Origin of the sequence: Actinoplanes ianthinogenes (genome assembly GCF_018324205.1) — a bacterium.
In the GTDB taxonomy this organism is placed as follows: domain Bacteria; phylum Actinomycetota; class Actinomycetes; order Mycobacteriales; family Micromonosporaceae; genus Actinoplanes; species Actinoplanes ianthinogenes.
Map to the genome: position 1 here is coordinate 1,633,553 of NZ_AP023356.1, position 21,603 is coordinate 1,655,155.

General features: G+C 68.9%; 24 protein-coding genes. 14 read left to right on the plus strand and 10 right to left on the minus strand.

Translation table 11 applies throughout. The features are described from left to right. Window positions 1-30: 30 nt before the first annotated feature. Complete coding sequence (locus Aiant_RS07445) at window positions 31-375, minus strand: nuclear transport factor 2 family protein (RefSeq protein WP_189332733.1); 345 nt, start codon at window positions 373-375, stop codon at window positions 31-33. Window positions 376-650: 275 nt separating this feature from the next. Between Aiant_RS07445 and Aiant_RS07450 the strand changes: the two genes are divergently transcribed. Continuing rightward, a complete protein-coding gene (locus Aiant_RS07450; RefSeq protein ID WP_189332732.1) occupies window positions 651-1,283 on the plus strand; it encodes a DUF4360 domain-containing protein in 633 nt (210 codons plus the stop codon). An 89-nt stretch (window positions 1,284-1,372) separates the two neighbouring features. On the opposite strand, the gene Aiant_RS07455 is transcribed toward Aiant_RS07450, so the two are convergent. The 4 genes from Aiant_RS07455 to Aiant_RS07470 form a co-directional block, all read right to left on the minus strand. Continuing rightward, window positions 1,373-2,668, minus strand: coding sequence for an MFS transporter (locus Aiant_RS07455; protein WP_189332731.1), 1,296 nt, complete (start codon window positions 2,666-2,668; stop codon window positions 1,373-1,375). After that, window positions 2,665-3,276 (minus strand): ArsR/SmtB family transcription factor, encoded by a 612-nt coding sequence (locus tag Aiant_RS07460; RefSeq protein WP_189332730.1) that lies wholly within the window; start codon window positions 3,274-3,276, stop codon window positions 2,665-2,667. The genes Aiant_RS07455 and Aiant_RS07460 overlap by 4 nt, the downstream gene beginning before the upstream one ends. Before the next feature lie 222 nt (window positions 3,277-3,498). Beyond that, a complete protein-coding gene (locus Aiant_RS07465; protein WP_189332729.1) occupies window positions 3,499-4,236 on the minus strand; it encodes a GntR family transcriptional regulator in 738 nt (245 codons plus the stop codon). A gap of 61 nt (window positions 4,237-4,297) precedes the next feature. Then, window positions 4,298-4,882 (minus strand): copper resistance CopC family protein, encoded by a 585-nt coding sequence (locus Aiant_RS07470; RefSeq protein WP_189332728.1) that lies wholly within the window; start codon window positions 4,880-4,882, stop codon window positions 4,298-4,300. 205 nt (window positions 4,883-5,087) lie between these two features. On the opposite strand from Aiant_RS07470, the gene Aiant_RS07475 reads away from it, so the two are divergent. Beyond that, window positions 5,088-5,711, plus strand: a complete 624-nt coding sequence (locus Aiant_RS07475) for a hypothetical protein (protein ID WP_189332727.1) — start codon at window positions 5,088-5,090, stop codon at window positions 5,709-5,711. A gap of 82 nt (window positions 5,712-5,793) precedes the next feature. Here Aiant_RS07475 and Aiant_RS07480 read toward each other — a convergent pair whose 3' ends face one another. The 3 genes from Aiant_RS07480 to Aiant_RS07490 all read right to left on the minus strand — a co-directional run bounded on the left by Aiant_RS07480 (window position 5,794) and on the right by Aiant_RS07490 (window position 7,990). Continuing rightward, the gene (locus Aiant_RS07480) at window positions 5,794-6,846 is read right to left on the minus strand and encodes a glycoside hydrolase family 26 protein (RefSeq protein WP_189332726.1); all 1,053 of its coding nucleotides are present in this window, start codon (window positions 6,844-6,846) and stop codon (window positions 5,794-5,796) included. A gap of 149 nt (window positions 6,847-6,995) precedes the next feature. Then, window positions 6,996-7,544, minus strand: coding sequence for a hypothetical protein (locus Aiant_RS07485; protein WP_189332725.1), 549 nt, complete (start codon window positions 7,542-7,544; stop codon window positions 6,996-6,998). A 95-nt stretch (window positions 7,545-7,639) separates the two neighbouring features. Continuing rightward, a complete protein-coding gene (locus tag Aiant_RS07490) occupies window positions 7,640-7,990 on the minus strand; it encodes a PadR family transcriptional regulator (protein WP_189332724.1) in 351 nt (116 codons plus the stop codon). A 292-nt stretch (window positions 7,991-8,282) separates the two neighbouring features. On the opposite strand from Aiant_RS07490, the gene Aiant_RS07495 reads away from it, so the two are divergent. The 8 genes from Aiant_RS07495 (at window position 8,283) to Aiant_RS07530 (ending at window position 15,852) form a co-directional block, all read left to right on the plus strand. Then, a complete protein-coding gene (locus Aiant_RS07495; protein WP_189332723.1) occupies window positions 8,283-9,128 on the plus strand; it encodes a DUF6209 family protein in 846 nt (281 codons plus the stop codon). A 31-nt stretch (window positions 9,129-9,159) separates the two neighbouring features. Further along, the gene (locus tag Aiant_RS07500) at window positions 9,160-9,708 is read left to right on the plus strand and encodes a hypothetical protein (protein ID WP_189332722.1); all 549 of its coding nucleotides are present in this window, start codon (window positions 9,160-9,162) and stop codon (window positions 9,706-9,708) included. 140 nt (window positions 9,709-9,848) lie between these two features. Further along, window positions 9,849-11,435, plus strand: a complete 1,587-nt coding sequence (locus tag Aiant_RS07505; protein WP_189332721.1) for an FAD-dependent oxidoreductase — start codon at window positions 9,849-9,851, stop codon at window positions 11,433-11,435. After that, window positions 11,432-11,785, plus strand: a complete 354-nt coding sequence (locus tag Aiant_RS07510) for a 4Fe-4S dicluster domain-containing protein (protein WP_189332720.1) — start codon at window positions 11,432-11,434, stop codon at window positions 11,783-11,785. Before Aiant_RS07505 ends, Aiant_RS07510 begins: the two co-directional genes overlap by 4 nt. 106 nt (window positions 11,786-11,891) lie before the next feature. Then, the gene (locus Aiant_RS07515; RefSeq protein WP_189332719.1) at window positions 11,892-12,716 is read left to right on the plus strand and encodes a CDP-alcohol phosphatidyltransferase family protein; all 825 of its coding nucleotides are present in this window, start codon (window positions 11,892-11,894) and stop codon (window positions 12,714-12,716) included. A 249-nt stretch (window positions 12,717-12,965) separates the two neighbouring features. Then, window positions 12,966-14,828, plus strand: a complete 1,863-nt coding sequence (locus Aiant_RS07520; RefSeq protein ID WP_189332718.1) for a carbohydrate-binding module family 20 domain-containing protein — start codon at window positions 12,966-12,968, stop codon at window positions 14,826-14,828. 96 nt (window positions 14,829-14,924) lie between these two features. Continuing rightward, the gene (locus Aiant_RS07525; protein WP_189332717.1) at window positions 14,925-15,524 is read left to right on the plus strand and encodes a TetR/AcrR family transcriptional regulator; all 600 of its coding nucleotides are present in this window, start codon (window positions 14,925-14,927) and stop codon (window positions 15,522-15,524) included. 106 nt (window positions 15,525-15,630) lie between these two features. Further along, window positions 15,631-15,852, plus strand: a complete 222-nt coding sequence (locus tag Aiant_RS07530) for a VanZ family protein (RefSeq protein ID WP_189332716.1) — start codon at window positions 15,631-15,633, stop codon at window positions 15,850-15,852. 198 nt (window positions 15,853-16,050) lie between these two features. Here the strand turns inward: Aiant_RS07530 and Aiant_RS07535 are convergent, their stop codons facing one another. Then, window positions 16,051-16,509, minus strand: coding sequence for an Ltp family lipoprotein (locus tag Aiant_RS07535; RefSeq protein ID WP_212846994.1), 459 nt, complete (start codon window positions 16,507-16,509; stop codon window positions 16,051-16,053). 453 nt (window positions 16,510-16,962) lie between these two features. Between Aiant_RS07535 and Aiant_RS07540 the strand changes: the two genes are divergently transcribed. From Aiant_RS07540 to Aiant_RS07555, 4 genes are all read left to right on the plus strand, one after another. Then, window positions 16,963-17,778 (plus strand): DUF2510 domain-containing protein, encoded by an 816-nt coding sequence (locus Aiant_RS07540; protein ID WP_189332715.1) that lies wholly within the window; start codon window positions 16,963-16,965, stop codon window positions 17,776-17,778. Window positions 17,779-18,171: 393 nt separating this feature from the next. Next, the gene (locus tag Aiant_RS07545; RefSeq protein WP_189332714.1) at window positions 18,172-18,771 is read left to right on the plus strand and encodes a dihydrofolate reductase family protein; all 600 of its coding nucleotides are present in this window, start codon (window positions 18,172-18,174) and stop codon (window positions 18,769-18,771) included. A gap of 156 nt (window positions 18,772-18,927) precedes the next feature. Continuing rightward, on the plus strand, window positions 18,928-19,221 hold the full coding sequence (locus Aiant_RS07550) for an Imm32 family immunity protein (protein ID WP_189332713.1): 294 nt from the start codon (window positions 18,928-18,930) through the stop codon (window positions 19,219-19,221). An 864-nt stretch (window positions 19,222-20,085) separates the two neighbouring features. Next, a complete protein-coding gene (locus Aiant_RS07555) occupies window positions 20,086-20,451 on the plus strand; it encodes a peptidase inhibitor family I36 protein (protein ID WP_189332712.1) in 366 nt (121 codons plus the stop codon). A gap of 200 nt (window positions 20,452-20,651) precedes the next feature. Here Aiant_RS07555 and Aiant_RS07560 read toward each other — a convergent pair whose 3' ends face one another. Further along, window positions 20,652-21,515, minus strand: coding sequence for a class I SAM-dependent methyltransferase (locus Aiant_RS07560; RefSeq protein WP_189332711.1), 864 nt, complete (start codon window positions 21,513-21,515; stop codon window positions 20,652-20,654). Window positions 21,516-21,603: the final 88 nt, after the last annotated feature.

The following is a 21,603-nucleotide window of genomic DNA, read 5'->3' on the forward strand; positions in this document are numbered from 1 at the left end:
TCCAGCAATGACCCGGCATATTCACATCCGTTACACCTGATCCGGGGCGGTCACCGGCTGGGACACGTCCCAGTGTTCGACGATCAGGTCGCCGGCGAAGCGCCAGACGTCGACGACGGCCTCGCCGAGCCCGCCCTCGGGCGGGATCAATTGGTAGTGGGCCACCACGAAGACGTCGTCGGCGATCACCCGCTTGAGATCGATGGTCGAGTTCACCAGCGGGCCGTTCTTGGTGAACTCGATCCAGGCGTCCCTGTCCCGCGGGCTGCCCGGGTCGTGGTTGACGAAGTCCGCGCCGATCACCTCGTCCTGCACGTCGAGGTCACCGGCGGCGAACCGGCCGAACGCGTCCAGGAAGATGTCCTTGATGGTCATGCCCGCACCATGGCACCGATCCGCCCGGCCCGTCGATTACCCCCGCGGTAACCACGACCTATAGCACCAGGTCCGGGTCGCGCGCGGCAGAATCGGACATTTCTGCCCGGAAAGCCGGGCGGGTGATGCGCCAATCGGACAAATGGCGGGTACCCGTGAGCGGGTCGAGTGGCGATATCACGGAATCCGGACCTGCCGAAACGTACGTTTCCTCTCGGCGCACCGGTCATTTCCGGGCGCATTTCCCATTCACTTTTCACTGCTGGAGGACATCGATGCTGAGCACCATCACCGCGGGCGCCCTGCTGGTCTCCACCCTGGCCGGCACCCCGGCCACGGCGTGGCACGGCGCCCCGCCACCGTTGGACAAGATGGTCATCGACGTCGTCACGACGAACGGCTCCGGCTGTCCGGACAAGACCGCGAAGGTGACGGTCTCGCCGGACAACACCGCGTTCACCGTCACCTACAGCGACTTCATCGCCCAGGTCGGCCCGGACGCCGGGCCCACCGACTTCCGGAAGAACTGCCAGATGGCCCTCAACGTGCACGTACCGCAGGGGTACACCTACGCGGTCGCCGGCGCCGACTATCGGGGCTTCGGGCACCTGGAATCCGGCGCGACCGGCTCCGAGACCGCGTTCTACTACTTCCAGGGCGAGTCGCACACCACCCGCATCAAGCACGACTTCAGGGGCTGGATGGACACCGACTGGCAGCACACCGACCGGGTCGAGGTCGGCTCGCTCTCCTTCCTGCCCTGCGGCGAGCAGCGTTACCTCAACGTCAACACCGAACTGCGGGTCAACGCCGGCACCTCGTCCCGCAAGACCACCAGCTTCCTCACCATGGACTCCTCCGACGCCAGCCTGGAGACCGTCTACCACGTCTCCTGGCTCAAGTGCTGACCGATTCGGCACAGGTCCGCGGGCCCGCGCTTCGGCGTCCGGCAGACCGGTTTTCGGTACGCCCGGAGCGTCCCGCCCCCGGGTGACCGTCACAACAGCTCGGGCACGCTCTCCCGAACCGGCTCCTCGGGGCCCGGGCGAGCCGGATCTCCGGTCGGGGCGACGCCGCGCAGCGCCGCCTCGACCCGGCGGTTGCTGGTCATGGTCGCCGTCACCGCGGTCATGGTGAGCAGCAGGAAGGCAGCGGCGAACAGCGGGGTCCGCACGTCGAAACTGGCGGCCAGCCAGCCGCCGAGGAAGGCGCCGAACGGGGCGGCGCACATGGCGAGCATCCGGGAGGTGGAGGCGACCCGGCCCATCAGGTGTGCCGGGACGATCGTCTGCCGCAGCGAGGGGCCGAGCACCATGGTGGCACCCATCCCGGCGCCGCAGACGGCCAGCGCGAGCCCGGCGACGTACGGGTTCGGCGCGGCGGCCAGCACCAGGATGGCCAGGCCCTCGACCGCGGCTGTGCAGGTCAGCGCGGTGCCGGTGCCCAGCTTCCGGCCGAGGAAGGAGGCGATGCCCGCGCCGATCAGGCCGCCGGTGGCCTCCGCGGTGAGCAGCAGGCCGAAGCCGAACGTGCCGAGGCCGAGCCGCTCGTGCACGAACAGGGCCAGGACGGTCTCCACGGCCATGAAGGCGACGTTCCCGACCGCGGGACGCAGCGCGAGGCCGAGCAGCAAGCGGTCCCGGAAGACATACGAGGCGCCGGCCCGGGCCTGCCGGAGAAGCGACTCGCGGGCCTCCGGCACCGGCCGCGGCATGGCCGGCAGCGACCGCACGAGCAGCGCGGAGACCACGAACGACACCGCGTCGGCCAGCAGCGGGACCGACCGGCCGAGCGCGAGCAACGCACTACCGGCCGGCGGACCCGCGAAGCCGGCCATGGCGGTCTGGGCGCCGCGCAGACGGGAGTTGGCGCGCTGCAGGCGCGCCGGGTCCCGGCCGAGCAGATCCGGCAGGTAGGCCGTGGCGGCCGTATCGAAGAAGAGGCCGCCGAGCCCGAGCAGGAACGCGACGGCCGCCAGCAGCGGAATGCTCAACATGTCGGCCGCGGCCGCGACGGCCGGGACCGCGAGCAGCAGCGCCCGTGCCGCGTCCGCGACCCACATCGTGCGCCGGCGGTCCCAGCGGTCCACGAGCGCGCCACCGAGCACCCCGAACAGCAGCCAGGGCAGCGTCCCGGCTGCCGTGACGACGGCCAGCGCCATCGGATCCCGCGTCAGCGTCAACGCGAGCAGCGGCAGCGCCGCGGCCATCACCCCGTCACCGAACGACGACACCGTCTGCGCGGTCCACAGCCGCCCGAACCCCACCGCCAGCACCTTCACGTCTCGACTCACTGCCCATCCCCCGCCGTCTGCTCGCCCGTCGTCTGCTCGCCCTGCGCCTGCTCGTTCTCCGCCGGCTCACCCTCCGCCTGCTCACCCTCGGCCGACCCGCCGAACGACGGTCGGAACAGTGCGAAGACGAGCGACACGTCCGGCAGCGACGGATCGGACAGCGCCCGGTACTCGTCCGCCAGCGCCGCCAGCCGCGCCCCCAGCTCCGCGAACTGCTCGTCGGTCAGCCGCAGGTGCGACATCTTGACCTGCCGCGCACCGTCCGGCGCGGTCTCCAGGTCCGCGACCGCGTTGCGCAGCAGCACATCCGGCTGCCCCGGCGCCGGATCCGGCAGCGCGATCGACCGCGCGGCCATCGCGTAGTACCGCTCGACGACCCCCCGGACCTTCCGCGTCCGCACCACCCGCACCAGGCCGGCCCGCTCCAGCAGCCGGACGTGATAGCTGGAACTCCCTTTCGCCAGCCCCACCCGGCCGGCGATCTGCGTGATCGTCGCCGGCTCGAACCGCAGCACCGCCATGATCCGGTGACGGGTCAGGTTGGAGACCGCTCGCAACTGCTCGTCAGTAGTGACATGAAACGTCTCGGGAAGGTCATCCTCAGGCACGCTCCAAATGGTCAACGATCCTTGACCATTGCGCAACCCCTTTCCTCCACTGCCGACGGTCGCAGGTTCGAACGTTCGACCTGGGTCCCGTCCGGGCAGCGGCGCGGATACGTCGAGTCGGTGACCGATCACCGCCCGGAGGCGCGCGTGACTGCCGAGACGGTCACGCCGGCGTGGATGCACGAGCAGGTCACGGCCGAGCGGCGAGAATTCCGTCCGTCGCTAGGGGCGGAGGTGGGTCTCGAAGCCGATCCGGTCGCCCCGGTACAGCGAGCGGACCCGTTCGATCGGGCGGCCCTCCCCGTCCGACGAGACGCGCTGCATGAGCAGCATCGGCTGGGCCGGGTTGGTGTCCAGCAGCATGGCCTCGCGCGGGCTGGCCAGGACCGTCTCGATGCGTTCGACCGCCGAGGCGTAGGTCACGGCGTACCGGTCGATCATGTGCTGGTAGAGCGAGCCGGTGCCGTCGTAGCCGTCCATCAGGCCCGGGAACCGGGCGACCGGGAGGTACGTGCTCTCCAGCCCCAGCGGCTCGTCGTCGGCGAGCAGGACCCGCTCCAGGTGCAGGACCTCGTCGGTGGCGGCGATGCCCAAGTCGGCGCCGAGAGCGGCGGCCGGCACGGTCTCCACAGTGACCACCCGGCGGCCGGGGCTGCGGCCCATCTCCCGCAGCGCCTCCGTGTAGCTGCGCAGCGCGAGCGGCTGCACCAGCTTGGGCGGGGCCACGAAGGTGCCACGACCCCGGTACGCCCGCAGCCGCCCCTCCATCGTCAGCTCGCTGATCGCCTGCCGCAGGGTGGAGCGGGCCACCCCGTACGCCACCGCCAGGTTCCGCTCAGCGGGGAGCAGCGCCCCCTCGCCGAGCTCCGCCAGCAGGTTGAGCAGCTGGCTCTTGACCACGTAGTACTTGGGGACCCGACCGTGCTCGGGGATGCCCCCACGAACCGCTTCGACCGTCACCGCCCCGATGATAGGGCGATCGGATCAGCCGATCCCCAGGTCGCCATCGGTCCGGACCAATCTACGACCGGCGGCGCCGGAGGACGACGAATCCGGCCGCTCCGGCGAGCGCCAGGATGCCGATCCCGGCGGCGAGCCCCAGCCACGGCCCGTTGCCGTCGTCGCTGACCGGCTCGGCCGCGACGGTGGCCGCCGCGCTGGTCGCGGCCGGTGCGGTGGTCGGATCGGCGCTGGCCGGCGCGGTGGTCGGATCGGCGCTGGCCGGCGCCGAGGTGGCGGCCGCCACGGGATCCGCCACGGTGAACTTGTAGGAGCTCTTGGTCACGTGCCCGTCCTCCGCGGCCACCTGATAGGCGACCGTGTACACGCCGTTGGCAAGCGGCTCGGTGAACGTCAGCGAGATGGTCGCGCCGTTGATCGTCGCCGGTGACTGCGCCGGGACCGACCCGTCCGCGCCGGTCACCGACAGTTTGGTGGAGTCCGGCAGCTTCTCCAGGAACTTGAGTTTCACCCCCGCCGGCGCCTTCTTCAGGGTCGCGTTCTTGGCCGGCGCCGCCTCGACCAGCGCATTGTGCGCCCACGCGGGCGCGGCCGGGATCAGCAGGGTCAGCACGGCGGCGAGGGCGAGCAGGAGGCGTTTCGTCATGGCGTCAGTAGATCTCTCTCTCCAGGTTGCCAGTTAGTCGGCCCGGACCGCCGATTGGTTCCGGCGACATTCAAGATCAAAACCGGATTCGGGTACGCCCGGAGCACTCTTAACCGTTTCTTACGCGCCGGTGGCGCCAAGTCTCAGCTATCAGGCGCACCCTGGTCAGGCCCCCCAAAAGTGTGCTGAGCGACGGAGTCCCCCAATGAGCGACACCCCTTCACCCTCGGAAGAGCCCACGGCCGCCACCCCGGTGACACCGGCGGCCGCCGCGGCGCCGCCCGCGACCGGAACCGAGCATGTCTCGTCGGTCGCCGGCGAGACCCCGGCCGCGCCCGCCCCAGCAGCCGCGGACGCCGCGACCGCCCCGGCAGCCGGTGACGCCGCGACCGTGCCGCCGCCCCCGCCCGGCTGGGCCTACGTCGCGGCAGGGAACGCGGGCAGCGCCCTGCCGCCGCCCCCGCCCGGCCTGGCCTACGTCCCGGTCGGCCCGCCACGCGGTCCCGGCCGTCCGGGCGGTTCCTGGCGCGGCCGCCGGGTTCCCCTGCTGGCCACGATCGCGGCGCTGTTGCTGGGCTGTGTGCTCGGCGCGGGCGTGACGGCGCTCGGCGCGGCGGTGATCGGCCATCACGGCGGCGGTCACCACGGCGGCGGGCATCGGGATCAGGCCGGGCCGGGCGGGAACCGGTTCGGCGACGGCCACGGCGGGTTCGGGCGCAAGGACGACCGGCGGGGCGACGGGCGTACCCGCAATGGTGGAACCGCACCCGGAGGCCTCCCGTCCACCGCGCCGTCCACCGCGACCCCGGCGCCCTCCGCGTCGAACTGACCGAAAGCGAACAGCCGCCCGACAGCGGACAGGCGGTCGAAAGCCGACGAGCCGCCCGGCGGATGCCGGGCGGCTCGGGAGATCAGCGGACCGTGACGTTGAACAGCGGGTTCGCGGCCAGCTTGCGGAACGCGGCGAGGCTGGTCGGCGCGCTGTCGATGCTGATGTCGCGGTCGCCGAACAGGTCCTTCTTGGTGTCGAAGTAGACGATCGCCTTGATCGCCGGGCGCTTGGCCAGCTCGGGCAGGACGCTGTTGAACTGCGCGGCCTTGTCGACGACCTTGCCGACCCGGTGGTAGGCGCCCCACTCGGCGACCATGACCGGCTTGCCCGGGTGATTCTTGACGGCCCAGTCGTAGAAGCCGACGCCGCCCTTGGCCTTACGGTCCAGCAGGTCGGCGAACTTCCCGGCGTGGTAGTAATTCTTCTCGGCGCTGACGTAGGAGTCCAGGCCGATCCAGTCGACCACGTCGTTGCCCGGGTACAGGTCCTTCCACCAGGACTGCGCCATCCACTTCTCGTTGCCCATGTAGGCGATGACGCTGACCGCGTTGGTCACGCCCTTGGCGCGCAGCCGCTGGATCACGTGCCGGTACGACGCCGCGAAGTCCTTGGCGGTCATGCCCAGCTTGGCGTCGGTGCGGACGTCGTCCTCCGGCTCGTGGTTGAGCACCAGGAAGAACTTGTCGTTGAACTTGGTCTTGAGCCGCTCGGCGAACGCGTCGATCCGCTTGTCCATCTTGCCGGCGGCGACGTTCGCCCAGGTCGAGCCGTACTCGACGCGCCAGTTCAGGAGCAGCACCCGCGGGCGCGCCTTGTCCCGGGCCATCGCGATCTCGGCGTCGGTCGGGAACTTCTCGTCACCCTTGTGGTACGTGTGGAAGATCGTCGCGGTCCGGCCGGAGAGCTTCTCCCAGGCCTTGTGCTCGGTGTCCCGCGGCTTGCCGGTGAACCCGCCGGCCGCGGCGCCCCACAGCACGCCGCAGGTCGGGACCAGCTTGGCGCCGGTGACGCAGGTCTTGGTGGTGCTGGTCGGCGCGGCCTGAGCCGTGGCCGGCGCGGCCGTCGCGATGCCGAGACCGGCAACGAGACTGGCCAGCGTCAGTACGGTCTTGCGCAGCGTCGAGCGCTTCACGATGAATCTCCCCCGAGTTGTCCGGCGGCGTTGCCCGCCGGGCATGGGTAAGAGATTCCGGGGATGGAGTTGTCACGGCGGTGCCCGTCCAGGTGCCCGCCGGTTGCTGTTCCCCGGACCGCCGCCGCGGCCCGGGGAATCGCTCGGGGTTAGTTGTCGGTCGCCGACCGGGCCACCTGAGAAGAACGGCGCCGCAGTCGCCAGAGCCGTCCGAAAGCGATCACGGCGAGGGCCCACAGGACGAAGGCGAGCGGGGTCCAGGCGCCACCGGTCCGGCTCGCCTGCCCGTCACCGGTGACCGTGACGGTGACCGTCGTCTGCACCCACGCCACGCCGGGCCAGGTGAACGCGCCGAGGCCGTGCGCCGCGGTCACCCCGGCCTGGAACGCGTTCGCGGCCTCGCTGAGAAAGAAGTTCAGCAGCAGGGGGAACAGTCCGGCCGCGTAGCCCGCGGCGATCCACGAGTGCCGGGGGCGGTCGCCGAACTCGGCCCGCAGATACTGCTCGGCCAGCCCGCGGCTGCCGCCGATCCGGCGCAGCGCCTCCGACGTGCCGACGTCCGCGGAGGCCGCCACGAGGTTGGCCCGGACCTCGCGCCGGGTGGCGATCCGCGCCTCGCGCGGCAGGTCGTAGAGCTGCTGGTCGAGCATCCAGACCAGGCGCTCGATACGCAGCCGGTCCCACCATCCGATCGTCACGTCAGTGTCCTCCCTCAGCGGTCTGCCCTCGTCGCAGCCGGTCAGCGGTCTCGTCGTCTGCCGCGCGCCGGCGGCCTCGTCCTTGTCCCGGTCGATCAGCGGTCGTCCGCGGCCGTCAGCGGCCGGGAGAGCACCGCGTCGACCCCGGCGACGTGCCGGGCCCAGGCCGCGGTGGACTCGGCGAGCGCCCGCCGGCCCTGCTCGGAGAGCCGGTAATACTTCCGCGCCGGCCCGCTCGGCGACGGCACCAGCCGCGTGCCGAGCAGACCGTCGCGCTGCAACCTGTTCAGCGCCGGATAGACGCTGCCCTCCAGAACGTCGGCGAACCCGGCGGCCTGGAGACGCTGCACCACCTCGTAGCCATACGACTCCTGCTCCGCGATCAAATGCAGCAGCAGCAGCGACAACACACCCTTGAGCAGTTGCGGGTCATGGCTCTCGGTCACACTCCTATACTCAACCCGGTACCTGCCAATGTCAAGTACCAGCCATGGGCAGGTAGCCTCGGCCGGGATCATTGCAAGTTCTTGCACATTTCATTTCCTTTGTGTCTCACGCGTCGTAGTGATGCGAACCACAAAGCGTCATGTGACTCGCGATTCCCCGACGTGGCCTGCGGCTATATCGCAAAGAAGACTCAAGGCCATTACTTAAGGTAATGATGTTTGTTGACTGTCTTTGCAAGAACTTGCAGGGTCATCGGTGAAAGACACCAACCCTCAGCCGAGAAGGACAGCGATGCATCGCCTCACCCGGATCAGCCCGAACCGACCCACCCTGCCCGGCCTCGCCCGGCACGCCGGCGTCCTGGTCCTGACCGCGGCCGCCGCCCTGCTGGCCATGGGCTCCCCGGCCGCGGCCGCCGGCACCGCCCCGGCCACCACCCCACCCGTGCTGCGCTACCTGGCCGACGGCGGCGAGCAGGTGGACGGGACGCTGGAGGCCGGCCGGCCGGTGCTGGTCGACTACGACGCGGCCCGGCTGCCGCTGTGCCGCAACCAGTACGCCGGCGGCGACGCCTGGAGCATCAGCGTCTACTACCGGGTCGACGGCGGCCCGGTGCAGAGCCAGCCGGTCGTCCGGCTGGACGAGAACCGGCACAACGTCAAGGCCGTGGTCAGCGTCGACCTGCCGGCCGGCGGCCGTGACCTGGAGCTGTGGTTCCACTCCGGCGATCGGGCCGGCTGCAGTGAGTACGACTCCCGCAACGGCGCGAACTATCACTACGCCGTCGGGCAGCCGGCGGTCGCCACCTTCGCCGCCGACTGGTCGGAAACGGTCACCGGCGAGCTCCGCGCCGGCCGTGACCTGGTCATCCGGTACGACGCCGCCCGCCTGCCGCAGTGCCGGGAGACCTACAACAGCTCGCCGGCCTGGCGGATCGACGCCTTCTACCGCTTCGACGGTGGCCCGGCGCAGTCCGCCGCGGTGACCGACGCCATCGGCCGATCCGTGCCGGCCACGGTCGCGCTGCCGTCCGGCACCCACCGGGTGGAGTTCTGGTTCCGGGTCATCGGCCAGCTCAGCGGCTGCGTCGCCTACGACTCCGACTACGGCGCGAACTACGCCTTCGCCGTCGCCTGACCCACCGCGCCACACCTACCGAGAGGATTCCATGCGCACCCTCATCCGCCTGCTGGCCACCGTGCTGCTCGGCGCCGGCGGACTGCTCGCCGTGCTCGCCTCACCGGCCGCGGCATCGCCCCCGCCGCCCCGTGACCTGGGCGCGCCGGACCTGGGCGGCTACTGCCGCGCCCAGGGCTACGCCGACGTGGTGTTGCTGGGCGGCACCGCGTACGACTGGCAGTGCCGCACCCCGGACGACCGGCACGCCGGGCTGGCCCTGGACGCGGCCTGCCGGTGGACCTATCACACCGACCTGGCGGTGGACCGGATCGGCGACTTCCACCACCCGGACAGCGTGGACTGCTGGCGGGTCCGCGACGACGTGGTGGCCCCCGACTTCGACCGCTACTGCCACGGCATCGGCGCGGACGGCGCCGTGCTGACCGGTGGCACGGCGTACGACTGGCATTGCGTGGCCGGCGGCGCACGCTCGGACATCGACGTGCTGGCGGCGTGCCGGGAGACCACCTTCGGCTACGCCACGGTCGACCGGTTCATCGACTTCTACGACGCCCGCAGCTGGCAGTGCCGGGTATGACGCGCCGGCGATGACCGGTGAAGCGCGGCCGGATCCCGACGGGGTCCGGCCGCCTTTCCGGTGGCCGCCCGCCCGCCCCGGAATCCCACTCGGCGATCTCCTAGTTGACACATAGGCTTTGTGGGTTCAATGCTGAGCCCATGCCTACCGAACCGACACCGCTCGACCTGACCGCCGACGTCGTCGTCGCCGGCGGCGGGCCGGCCGGCGCCTGGGCCGCGCTGGCCGCCGCCCAGTCCGGCGCCGACGTGCTGCTGCTGGACAAGGGCTACTGCGGCACCAGCGGGCCGACCGCCTCCGGCGGCACCGGCGTCTGGTACGTGCGGCCCGACCCGGAGGACCGGGAGAAGGCGATGGCCAGCCGGGAGGCGCTCGGCGGCCACCTCGCCGACCGGCGCTGGGCCGCCCGGGTGCTCGATCAGACCTACGAGAACATGCACCGGCTCGGCACCGAGGCACGGTATCCGTTCCCGGTGGTGGACGGGGAGCCGTACCGGCGCGGGGTGCAGGGGCCGGAGTACATGCGGCGGATGCGGTCCTGGATCCGCCGGGCCGGGGTGCGGATCCTCGACCACAGTCCGGTCCTGGAGCTGCTGACCGACCCGAGCGGGGCGGTCGCCGGAGTGCGCGGGCATCGGCGGCAGCACGACATGGCGTACCGGGTGCGGGCCGGCGCGGTGGTGCTCGCCACCGGCGGGTGCGCGTTCCTCAGCAAGGCGCTCGGCTGTGACGTGGACACCGGCGACGGGGCGCTCTACGCGGCCGAGGTGGGCGCCGAGCTGTCCGGGATGGAGTTCTCCAACGCGTACGGGATCGCGCCCGCGTTCGCCTCGGTGACCAAGACGGCGTACTACAACTTCGCCACCTTCTTCCGGGCCGACGGCAGCCTGCTCGCCGGGGCCAGCAGCCAGGGCGGCCGCGCGGTGATCGCCGCCGAGCTGATGCGGACCGGGACCGTGCTCTGCTCGCTCGACCAGGCGACCCCGGAGCAGCAGGCCGGCATGCGGCTCGGCCAGCCGAACTTCTTCCTGCCCTTCGACCGGCTCGGCATCGACCCGTTCACCGACCGGTTCCCGGTGACGCTGCTGCTGGAGGGCACGGTCCGGGGCACCGGCGGGATCCGGATCACCGACGACGAGTGCGCGACCACGGTGCCCGGCCTCTACGCGGCCGGTGACGCGGCGACCCGGGAGCTGATCTGCGGCGGGTTCACCGGCGGGGGCAGCCACAACGCGGCGTGGGCGATGTCCTCCGGCACCTGGGCGGGGCGCGGGGCGGCCCGCTTCGCGGCCACGCTCGGCGGCGGGTCGGCGCGGCGGCGCCTGGTCGCGACCGGCGAGGCCGGGTTGCGGTCCGGCGCGGAGGTCGCGGAGGAGGCGATTCTTTCGGTACGCGAGCAGGTCCACCCGTACGAAAAGAACTATCTGCGGCACGGCGACCGTCTGCGTCCCGCCCTCGCCGAGCTCGACGGCGCCTGGTCGGGCCTGCGCGGCGGCGCGGCCGTCCGCGGAGCGGCGGCGATCCGCAGCCGGCAGGCCGCCGCGATGGTGGCGCACGCCCGCTGGATGTACACCAGCGCGCTGGCCCGCACGGAGAGCCGCGGGATGGCCCGGCGCGAGGAGTTCCCCGAGCTGGATCCGGCGCAGCACCACCGGCTCACGGTCGGTGGCCTGGACCGGATCTGGGTGCGCCCGGAGGCCGGCGCCCGGCAGGCGGTGGCATCGTGATCGAGATCGTCTCCACGGAACGCTGCGTGACCTGTGACGTGTGCATCGCGGTCTGCCCGACCAACGTCTTCGACCGCGGGCCGGACGGGGTGCCGGTGATCGCCCGGCAGGACGACTGCCAGACCTGCTTCATGTGCGAGGCGCACTGCCCGGCGGACGCCCTGTTCGTGGCGCCGCTGCGGCAGCCGGCCGAGGCCGGTTCGCCTTTGCGCGACGAGGCGCACCTGACCGAGAACGGGCTGCTCGGCAGCTATCGGAAGGAGATCGGCTGGGGCCGCGGACGCAAGCCGGGCGCGCGCCTGGCGGTCGGCCCGGAGCTGGGTTTCGCCCGGACCACCCCGCGGGCGTAGCCGTCTTTGCTCCAGTGGTGTTGGATGTCGTCCACAGGCGTGGCGGACGGCGAGTGTAAACCCATCGTTCCACCGCGGTTCATTTTCGTGCGGGTGGAGAACGGTAATGGCGCAGCGTCCGACTCTTGCGGAGATCCGCGAGCGCACCTACAAGGCCCGGGACGCGTGGTGGACCGTCTGGCTGGTCGATCCCCTCGCGTCCCGCCTGGTCTGGGTGGTGGCGCCGTGGCGGTGGGTGACGCCGAACAGGCTGACGGCGGCTGCGTTCGTGGTGGGCCTGGGCTCGGCGGCCGCGTTCTGGCACCAGGGGTATCCGTGGGTGCTGCTCGGTGCCCTGCTGTTCCACCTCAGCTTCGTGCTGGACTGCATGGACGGCAAGATCGCCCGGCTGAACGGGACCGGGTCGTTGTTCGGCACCTGGCTCGACTACGTGTTCGACCGGCTGCGCGTGCTGGCCTGCGCCATCGGGCTGTTCGGCGGCGAGTTCCACCGCACCCAGGACCTGGCCTACCTCTGGCTCGGCCTGCTGGTGATCTTCCTGGACATGTTCCGGTACCTGAACAATCTCCAGATGGCCAGGGTCAAGGGCGAGATGCGCCGGCGTCTGAGCGCGGCCATCGGGACGGTCCCCGCGGCGAGCGCCGACGACGACGGTGACGACCTCCAGGACGACTTCCGGCAGCAGTTCGGGCGGTTCGCCGCGATCCGCCGCTTCCTGGTGGAGAACCGGATCCGGGTGCACCTGTTCAGCGGCATCGAGTTCATGATGTTCGTGTTCATCATCGGCCCCGTCTCGGACCAGCTCGCGCTCGTCACGATCGGTAGTGCCCTGCTGCTGCTCGCCTTCGAGTTGCTGCTGATCTACAAGCTCTGGGCCAACACCAAGAGCTTCAGCCGCCGGCTGGCCAAACTGGAGGCCGTCGCCGCCTGATCACTTTCGGTACGCAAAGGCGCCCCAACCTTGGGGGCGCCTTTGTTTTTTGTAACGACCGCCGGCGATCCCTTTACGTGCGTGACACGGCTTGGTAACTTCCTGAAACAACTTGCAAGGACTTGCAGAGCGCCATCGACCCACCGCCTCCTTGACGCCGCGCCAAATCGGGCAGAACTCCCTGAATTCGCCCCGGTATTTCAGGTGAAAGAACTTTCATCCCCGTCCTCAGCAGAAAGTGTCCCCGCCATGCGAAAGAGAACCCGCAACCTGGTCCTGGGGTCGGCGACCAGCGTCGCACTGGCCGCCGCGAGCCTGGTCGGCGTCACCCTGGCCACCACCGCCAGCGCCGCCGTGACCCTCAACAACAGTGACGTGACCGCGAACCTCTGGGAGTGGAACTTCAACTCCGTCGCGGCCGCCTGCACCAACCAGCTCGGCCCGGCCGGTTACGGCGCGGTCCAGGTCGCCCCGCCGCAGGAGTCGGTCACGCTGGCCTCCAGCGGCAGCGGCGCGCACCCCTGGTGGGAGGTCTACCAGCCGGTCTCCTACAACATCTCCGGGCGGCTGGGCTCCCAGGCGCAGTTCACCAGCATGGTCACCGCCTGCCACAACGCCGGGGTCCGGGTCTACGTGGACGCGGTGATCAACCACATGGCCGGCAAGAACAACACGGTGACCAGCGGATACGGCGGCTCCACGTTCAGCCCGAGCGGCTACTCCTACCCCGCCGTGCCGTACGCCTACAGCGACTTCCACCACGCCAACGACGGCTACTGCAACGACGACGACGGTGTGATCGACGACTACGGCAACTCGTCGGAGGTGCAGAACTGCGAGCTGGACTCGCTCTCCGACCTGAAGACGCAGGACAGCTCGGTCCGGGCGAAGATCGCCGGTTACCTGAACAAGCTGGTCGACTGGGGAGTCGACGGGTTCCGGGTGGACGCCGCCAAGCACATGAACGCCGGCGACCTCTCCCAGATCAAGGCGCTGCTGCGCAACACCACCGAGGGCAAGGCCCCGTACTTCGCCCAGGAGGTCATCCCGGGCGGCAGCGGCGACACCGCCCCGTCGGCGTACACCGGCATCGGTGACCTGCTCGGCTTCTCGTACGCCTACGGCCTGAAGACGCAGTTCGCCAACGGCACGCTGAACAACCTGTCCGGCATCCCGTCGTGGAACCTGGACGCGTCCAGCGACCTGACCGCGGCCATGGTCACCAACCACGACCTGGAGCGCAACGGCAGCACCCTTCGCTACCAGGACGGCTCGACGTACACGCTGGCGAACTACTTCCTGCTCGCCTACCCGTACGGCCAGCCGTTCCTGTACGACGGCTTCAGCTTCTCCACCTCGGCGACCGGCGCCAGCCCGCCGGCCGACGCGAATGGTTACGTCACCAACACCAGCTGCACCAACGGCGCCTGGCAGTGCCTCACCCAGAGCACCGGGATCAAGGGCATGGTCGCCTGGCGCAACACCACCCAGTCCGCGACCACCGTGTCGAACTGGACCAACACCGCCAGCAACGTGATCGGTTTCAGCCGCGGCTCGCTCGGCTGGTTCGGCGTGAACCGGTCCGGCAGCGCGTCCACCGCGACGTACACCACCGGCCTGGCCAACGGCACGTACTGCGACCGGATCACCGGCGGGGCCAGCGCCAACGGCTGCGCGGGCACCGCGATCACCGTCTCCGGCGGCACCGCCTCGGTGACCATCCCGGCCAACGGCGCGGTCGCCATCGACGTGAACGCGAAGTCCGGCGCCGGCACCAGCCCGACCTCGTCGCCGTCGCCCAGCCCGTCGGCCACCAACAAGGTCTCGCAGGTGACCTTCAACGAGTACGCGACCACCACCTGGGGCACCAACGTCTTCGTGGTCGGCTCGATCGCCGCCCTGGGCACCTGGGACACCTCGAAGGCGATCGCCCTGAGCTCCAGCGGATACCCGACCTGGTCGGCGACGGTAGCCATCCCGACCAGCACCGCCTTCGAGTACAAGTACATCAAGAAGGACGCCGGCGGCAACGTGACCTGGGAGTCCGGCAGCAACCGCGCGTACACCACCGGCACCGGCTCCGCCTACACCCTCAACGACACCTGGAAGTAACCCGCACGAGCGTCCGCAAGCACGAAACGAGGGCCCGCAGCCATCTGCTGCGGGCCCTCCGGCATGAACGGAAACGGTCAGGGCACACTTGCGATCGTGACCTCCAGCGCCACCCCGCCGCGCCGCCGGGACGCGGCCCGCACCCGGCAACTGCTGCTCGACGCCGCCCGCCGCCGCTTCGCCACGGCCGGCTACGCGGAGACCACGGTCCGCCACATCGCCGACGACGCGGGCGTCAACGTCGCGCTGATCAGCCGCTACTTCGCCTCGAAGGAGGGCCTCTTCGAAGCGGCCCTGACCGCGAGCTTCACCGAGCTACGCGCCGCCGCCGGAGACGTGGACCCCGCAGCCATCCCGGAAACCATCGCCGAACAGATCATCGGCCAATCCGGCGACGCCGGCCCGAGCCACGCCCTGCTGCTGATCCTGCGCTCCTCCGGCGACGAGAAAGCCGACCAGATCCGCCTCCGCTTCCTCCAGATGTTCGCCGAGAAACTGGCCAAGGGCGCCCAACTCCAGGGCGGCTCCCCCGACATCCTGCGAGCCCAGATCGTCCTGGCCACCGCCATCGGCGTAACCCTGCTCCGCGCCACGCACCTGGAGCCCTTGGCCTCCACCTCCGCCGCCGACCTGACCGCCCCGTTGCGAGACGTCGTCACAGCCCTGACCCGGCACCCCACCCCCGGCACGCCCTGATCCCCCCGCATCCGGCAGCCACCGGCGGGCGTATCCGAGCTCGCGCTTCAACCTCCGGCACCAGCTGAACGTCGCCGCGAACGGCCTGTTCCTGCCGCTCGGTGTGGTGGCGACCTTGCTGTGGCGGCGGCCGATCGCGGTCGTCGCCGCGTCCTTCGCGGTGAGCTTCGGCGACGAGGCGTGGCAGGGTTTCATCGGCAGCGGCGGTGACCCGGTAGACGTCATCCACAACACGGCCGGCGCGCTACTCGGAGCCGCGCTCGGATGGTCCCTCACCATTCGCCGGAGCGCCGCCCGCAGCCAGCACGATGCCGAACGAAAGCCGTGACGAGAGCCCGTGAGCGCGCCTTATCTGCGGCAAATGAGTAAATCCGCGATACGAGGCCTGGCTTGACGACGATGGTCAACCAGTCCTGACCGAGTCCTGCATTGCTTGATATTTATTGCGCTCGGGGCCTGCCGGGAGCGGGTATTCCGGCAGACCCCGCAGCGGGGTTGAAACCAGTTCCGGTGCTGGACGCAAACCTCAGAGACCGACCTTCTTTACGCCGTACCTGGCCTGCGCCGGGGTGAACCCCTCGAATTCCAACTGTTCGATGAGGCCCTGGCGCGAGAACGGCATAGTCTTGAGGTAGGACGCCGCCATCCTGGCGGCCTGGGTGTTCCAGTTCGCATGCTGCTTGTCGACACCATAGGTCGCGATCTTGGTGCTAAAACCCTCGTACACCAGCTGGTGAATAAGGCCTTTGCGCGAGAACGGCATAGTCTTGAGGTAGGACGCCGCCATGCGCCGAGCGTTCTGCTGTACGACTGACTCACTGGCCGCAGAATACGAAACAGGAGCGACCACGGATTTTGAGACTGTGGTGACAGCGCTGGTAACGACCGCATGAGCGGCGATGGGCTGGGCCTGCGCCGGCGCCGCGGCGCCGATGAGCCCCACTGCAAGAAATGCTGTCGACACGGAGACAAAAACCTTCTTCAAAACCAGCTCCTAAAATGACTTGGTGTGGTGTGCGCTGCTCCGCCTTAATCGGAGGCCCTTGGACTGAGTTGAGGTTCGCTGCAGGGATGTCACGGGAATAGGCGACGATCGCATCTACGAGGGTGCGGCCGGAGGTGCGGAACACCGATGCTTCTGGCAGGAGTGTGCCCGGAAGAAGGCCGATGGCGGCGCGAACTCACTCATCGGCACCTGCTGGGCGGAGACTGACTTGGCGCCGCTTGGCTACAACGTAACGGTAGCGGCGGCGTCAGCTCGCCAGCCCTACCGCGGAAACGAGCACACTGCGGCGGCGAGAACACCTGGCGGCCGCAGGCGCGGACTGGCGGGTCTGTGGTGGCGGCCTCGAAGCCGAAGTCGTTCATCTGGAGTCCTAAAGAGGGCCGGCATGGGCCCGATGGCGAGAGCATCGACTCGACAACCGGGAGGTCCGTTATGAGCAACATCTCGCCGTGGGATGTGGATGCCCAACGACCTACGGGCGGTGCTGCTGTAGTGACTGCGCAGGCTGCTGAAGAGACTGCGCCGGCCGGTTGGTACGCCGATCCAAGTGGGGTTTTCGCGCAGCGGTGGTGGGATGGACAACAGTGGACCGAATCCGTTTGGCCTGTGCCGGAAACGGTAGGAGTACATCCCCACCAATCGGCGGCGACCAGCCCTGTAGGGCAAAATTTCCAACAGGTACCCGTTGAACCCGCACTACAGCTGGCAGGCCCATCACAATATGTGCGGTCCTTTGAGCGGCAGGAGGAACCGAGCCCACCATTGGCTCTCAGCGGGACGATGGCGGGCGTATCACACGAGCGCATTGATGTTGCAGGCTTAACGCTGCCGGAAGTTTCGCGCAAGCGCCGGGGTAGGGCCATGGCGATTGCCGGTGCCGTCGTGGCGGTGCTCGTCGGCGGCCCAGGTTCCTACATCACCTACAACTACACGGGCCTTGAAGATAGCTGCCAGGACGCCATCAGGATCTACGCAAACAATCAAACGATCAGGATGACCAAGATGTCGGCCGAGGCTGCCGCCGATGGCATCGCGCTTTCGATGGTTCTCAAGGAAATTCAGTTTTTGCCAGCTCAGAAAGACCGACTGACTGAGGCATCGATGCGGGCGTCCTTGATTTTTTCGTCGACCGTAGGCAACGGCGCCGTTTCGTTCGGTCAGGATGGTGCGATGCAGGTGGTCTGCAACGCCACCTTTGGATATCGCTGGAACGCCACGGCCAAAGGCATCGACATCGACGACCTCTGACGCTTTCCGGCGGCCACGTCGATCTAACGACGTATCACGCACTCAATTCGGCACGACAGGATGTCCGGACCACTATCGGGTCGCCCTGGTGCCGATCCCTGAGTGATTCGCACCTTGCTCACGTCAAGCCGTAAATCCGGTTGAGGTCCAAGAGCTGATGGCCGACAACCGAGCGACCAGGCACATCGAGCACCAGGACCAGGTAGACGTGTTGGCCTGCGTCACATTGTGTGACGGTTTCCGTCGGCCTCTGACACGCCCGGCGGCGTGAGTGGATGCTGCGATCGTTGCTGGATGTCGAAGACGTCGTGCTCGCTCCGTCTCCCGGATGTCAGCGTCGCCCTGCTCGGCATGGGGCCACGCGTTACCGATGGGAGATGCAGGATGCGGAAGTTGATCGCGGACGAGTGGATGACGCTGGACGGGGTGGTGCAAGCGCCGAGCTATCCGGGCGAGGACACCAGCGGCACGTTCCGGCACGGCGGCTGGCATGCCCGCTACTTGGACGAGCTGTCCATGAGCTGGGTGGTCGACAACGTGCGCGGCGCGGGCGGGTTCGTACTGGGCCGGGGTACATACGAGATCTTCGCGTCGCACTGGCCGACCGCACCGCAGGAGCAATCGGCCCTGGCCGAGCCCCTGAACAATCTGCCCAAGTACGTCGCTTCGACGACGTTGCACGAGCCGCTCGGCTGGTCGAACTCGGTCCTGCTGCCCGGGGACCTCGGTCCTGCTGTGCGCACGTTGAAGGCGCAAGCCGGTGCAGACCTGCACGTCATCGGTAGCCCCGGCCTGGTCCGGAGCCTGCTGAGCCTCGATTTGCTCGACGAACTGCGGATCATGCTCGATCCGCTGGTGCTCGGCGGCGGCAAACGCCTGTTCCCGCACGACGCTGCGCATCGTGCGCTGCAGCTGCTGCACAGCGACGTCACCAGCACCGGCGCGATCATCTTGACGTACGCCGTCGGCAAACCGGTGACCGACGCCGGCTGATATCGGTCGACGTACAGCCGCCGCCGTCGCGCTGGTCGCATGGCAGGCATACCGCTCGCTTCGACCGGCCGGGGCCGGCCCTGACAGTTCAGAGCCGCCCGCGATGGCCGCCGCCTACCCCGTTCAGGTGCCGGGAAGCGGGGTTAAAGGCCTGCTGTGAGCGACGATGATGCCCGTGGCTGGACACTCGCTATCCGTGCCGGCTTACGACGCGTCGGTTGGGGTCGTGGCTGCCGCCGAGGCGGCACCGTCAGCGTGGAAGTGGTGAACGGTTCGGTGGAAATCTTCGGAGATCCTGCTGGGCTTCGCGATCTCGCCCGGATGTGCCTCGCGCTCTCGGACGCCCAGGCCTCGGAAGGGGCGCACATTCACCTCGACGCAGGTATCAACCCGCTGGACTCTGGATCCGCTTCGCTGATGCTCGCGCGTGATCCGCGCCGCCCCGCCTGACAGGCGCGATCAGCGGCACAAAAGAGAATTTATGATGAGTCACTTGCAGTTCTACGGATTTCCACCCTCCTGGCTTTTCGGGAATGTGGCCGGCTTCCACGCCAAGGTGCACATGAACTAATTATTCGGTCATCCATATCTAAAAGACTCTCCGACACTGATCTAGATTGTCGTGTCGACGCCGCCTCGCCTGCAGCGCAAGCGCTGCAGCGATCGTGAACAGCCGCTCGGTGAGAAGATCGCAGGGACAGCCCATCCTCGATTAAAGATAAGTTTGATCTAGACCGGAGGAAGGTGGTGACGCCGAGCGGCGTGAAGGTCCGATTTCACGCACCGCGCAAATGGCATCTCATGCACGTTCATCGATCTTGTCGGGCAGGTAGCGTGCGGTCCTGCGGCTGCGCCTCGGAAAGTTCTTCTCAGGTTTGCGTCGAACGGGGAAATGATGAGGATAATCCGCCAGGCTGCTGGCCTTATCGTTTTGCTGCGGCCTCGCTGGGCGTTGGGACCGACAACGCGGGAAAAGTGATCCCGAATCACACGGCAATCCGTGTCACGCTCGGCGTCGTTGCGACGCCGGCCCTGACCGTGCTTGCGACGGTCGCGGCCGCGGCGTTGCCCGAGTCCGCGGTCACGCCGCCCCGGGCAGGGGCCAAACAACCTTCGTGCCACTAATCAGACAGAGATTTCACCATCCCGGCGTGTGACCACGGGGACAAATTTCCGTCGGTCCGCCAGGGTGCTGCGCCGCCCCGGCGCCTATCCAGACGTCCAGTTCTTGTCCACGGACGGAGACGCGAGCGGTACTGCTTCATAGGTGCCAGCGAAGCGTTGCCAGATCGAAACGAATGGAAAGGTATAGAGATGAGTCAGCGCATAAAGGTCATGGTCGCCGGAGCCGCGATCGCTACTCTGGGAACGACGTTTCTCACGGTGAGTCCCGCGTACGCCGTCAGCTGCCCGTCGGGGCAGTACTGCATCTACCCGCAGCTGAACTTCGGCGGAACGCCGGTGCACTACACCGCAAGCACAAGCCAGTTGCCTGAGCCCTGGAACGACGACACGTTCTCTGCTATCAACAACACGTCGCGCGGCCTGCGGATCTATCGCGGCAGTAACTACGGAGGTTCCCATACCTGCATTCAGCCGCACGAGTCGATCGCAGACCTGACTTTCTTCTCCGTCGGTCGCTGGGGGTCCTCCGCAAAGCTCGGCAGCTCCTGCGGCTGAATACTGCAACGGCACTCGTCAGGCGATACATAACCACGGCGGCGGGCCCGGCAGTATCTGTCCGGGCCGGTCGCCGGCCTCGATCCCAAGATTGGCCGGTTCGAGTTCCCGGCACGACACACGCACGTGATGACGGCCGGGATGACTGAGGGCGAATCCACTGCAGAGACCTGTAGGCACCGTTGGCGTTGCTGGTCAGGTCAGCCCTGTTGCGGCGTGTCAGCTTTCTGCGCACGCAGGTAAGCCGTTGCCATGGTGCGACGGGAGCGGGCCTCGGTGGTCGTCAGGTACGACTCCAGGCGCTCGCGCTCGTCTCGGGTCAGGGCGGCCGCGATCGCCTCGCCGTAGGTAGGAGCCAGCGGGTTCGGGGCCGTCCGCTTCACTGCTTGCCAGTCGGCGAACGGCTCGGCCGGAACGTCCAGTTGCGCGCGGTAGTCGAGTTCGACCGCCTCGAAGCCGGCGTCGACGGCCCAGGACAGCAGGTCGCGCTCGTCGAAGTCGACCAGCGTTGCCTCGTCGCCGACCTGACGGGCCACCTTCGCCAACAGGTCGTCGACCGGTGTGCGGCCCAGGCCGAACAGGTCGCCGGGGCGGTGCAGCATAGGGAACCGATTGATCGGCTCGAAGATCGACAAGCGTCCGCCGGGGCGCAACACCCGATGGAACTCGGCGAACGCGGCCTGTTTCCGGGCGCAGTAGATGAGGACCGACCGGGTCGTGACCACGTCGACCGAAGCGTCCGGGATGATGGCCAGGTCGCTGGCCGCCGCCTGCACGAAACTGCATCGCCGGTCGTGAGCGGCAGTCCGCCGGCACTGGTCAAGCAGGTCCGCCGAGATGTCGCTGAAGATGACGCGGCCGTCCGGGCCGAGGCGATCCAGCGCGCCGAAGCCGATGAGGCCGGTGCCGCAACCGACGTCGAGGAGTACATCGTCTGCCCGGAGATCGGCGCGATCCAGGACTCCGTCCCGGAAGGCATCCAGGCTCGAGGCGTGCCGGGCACGGATGGTCGCGCTGTCGCCGTCTCGCCGAGTCAGCAACCACTTTGCCCACACGTCGCCCATCCGACCACCGTATCCGCCGCGTCGGTGCGCTGGATCACGCGCGCACTGCTCTCGGCAGAACGGCAGTTTCGCCGCCATCGTCGCGGGT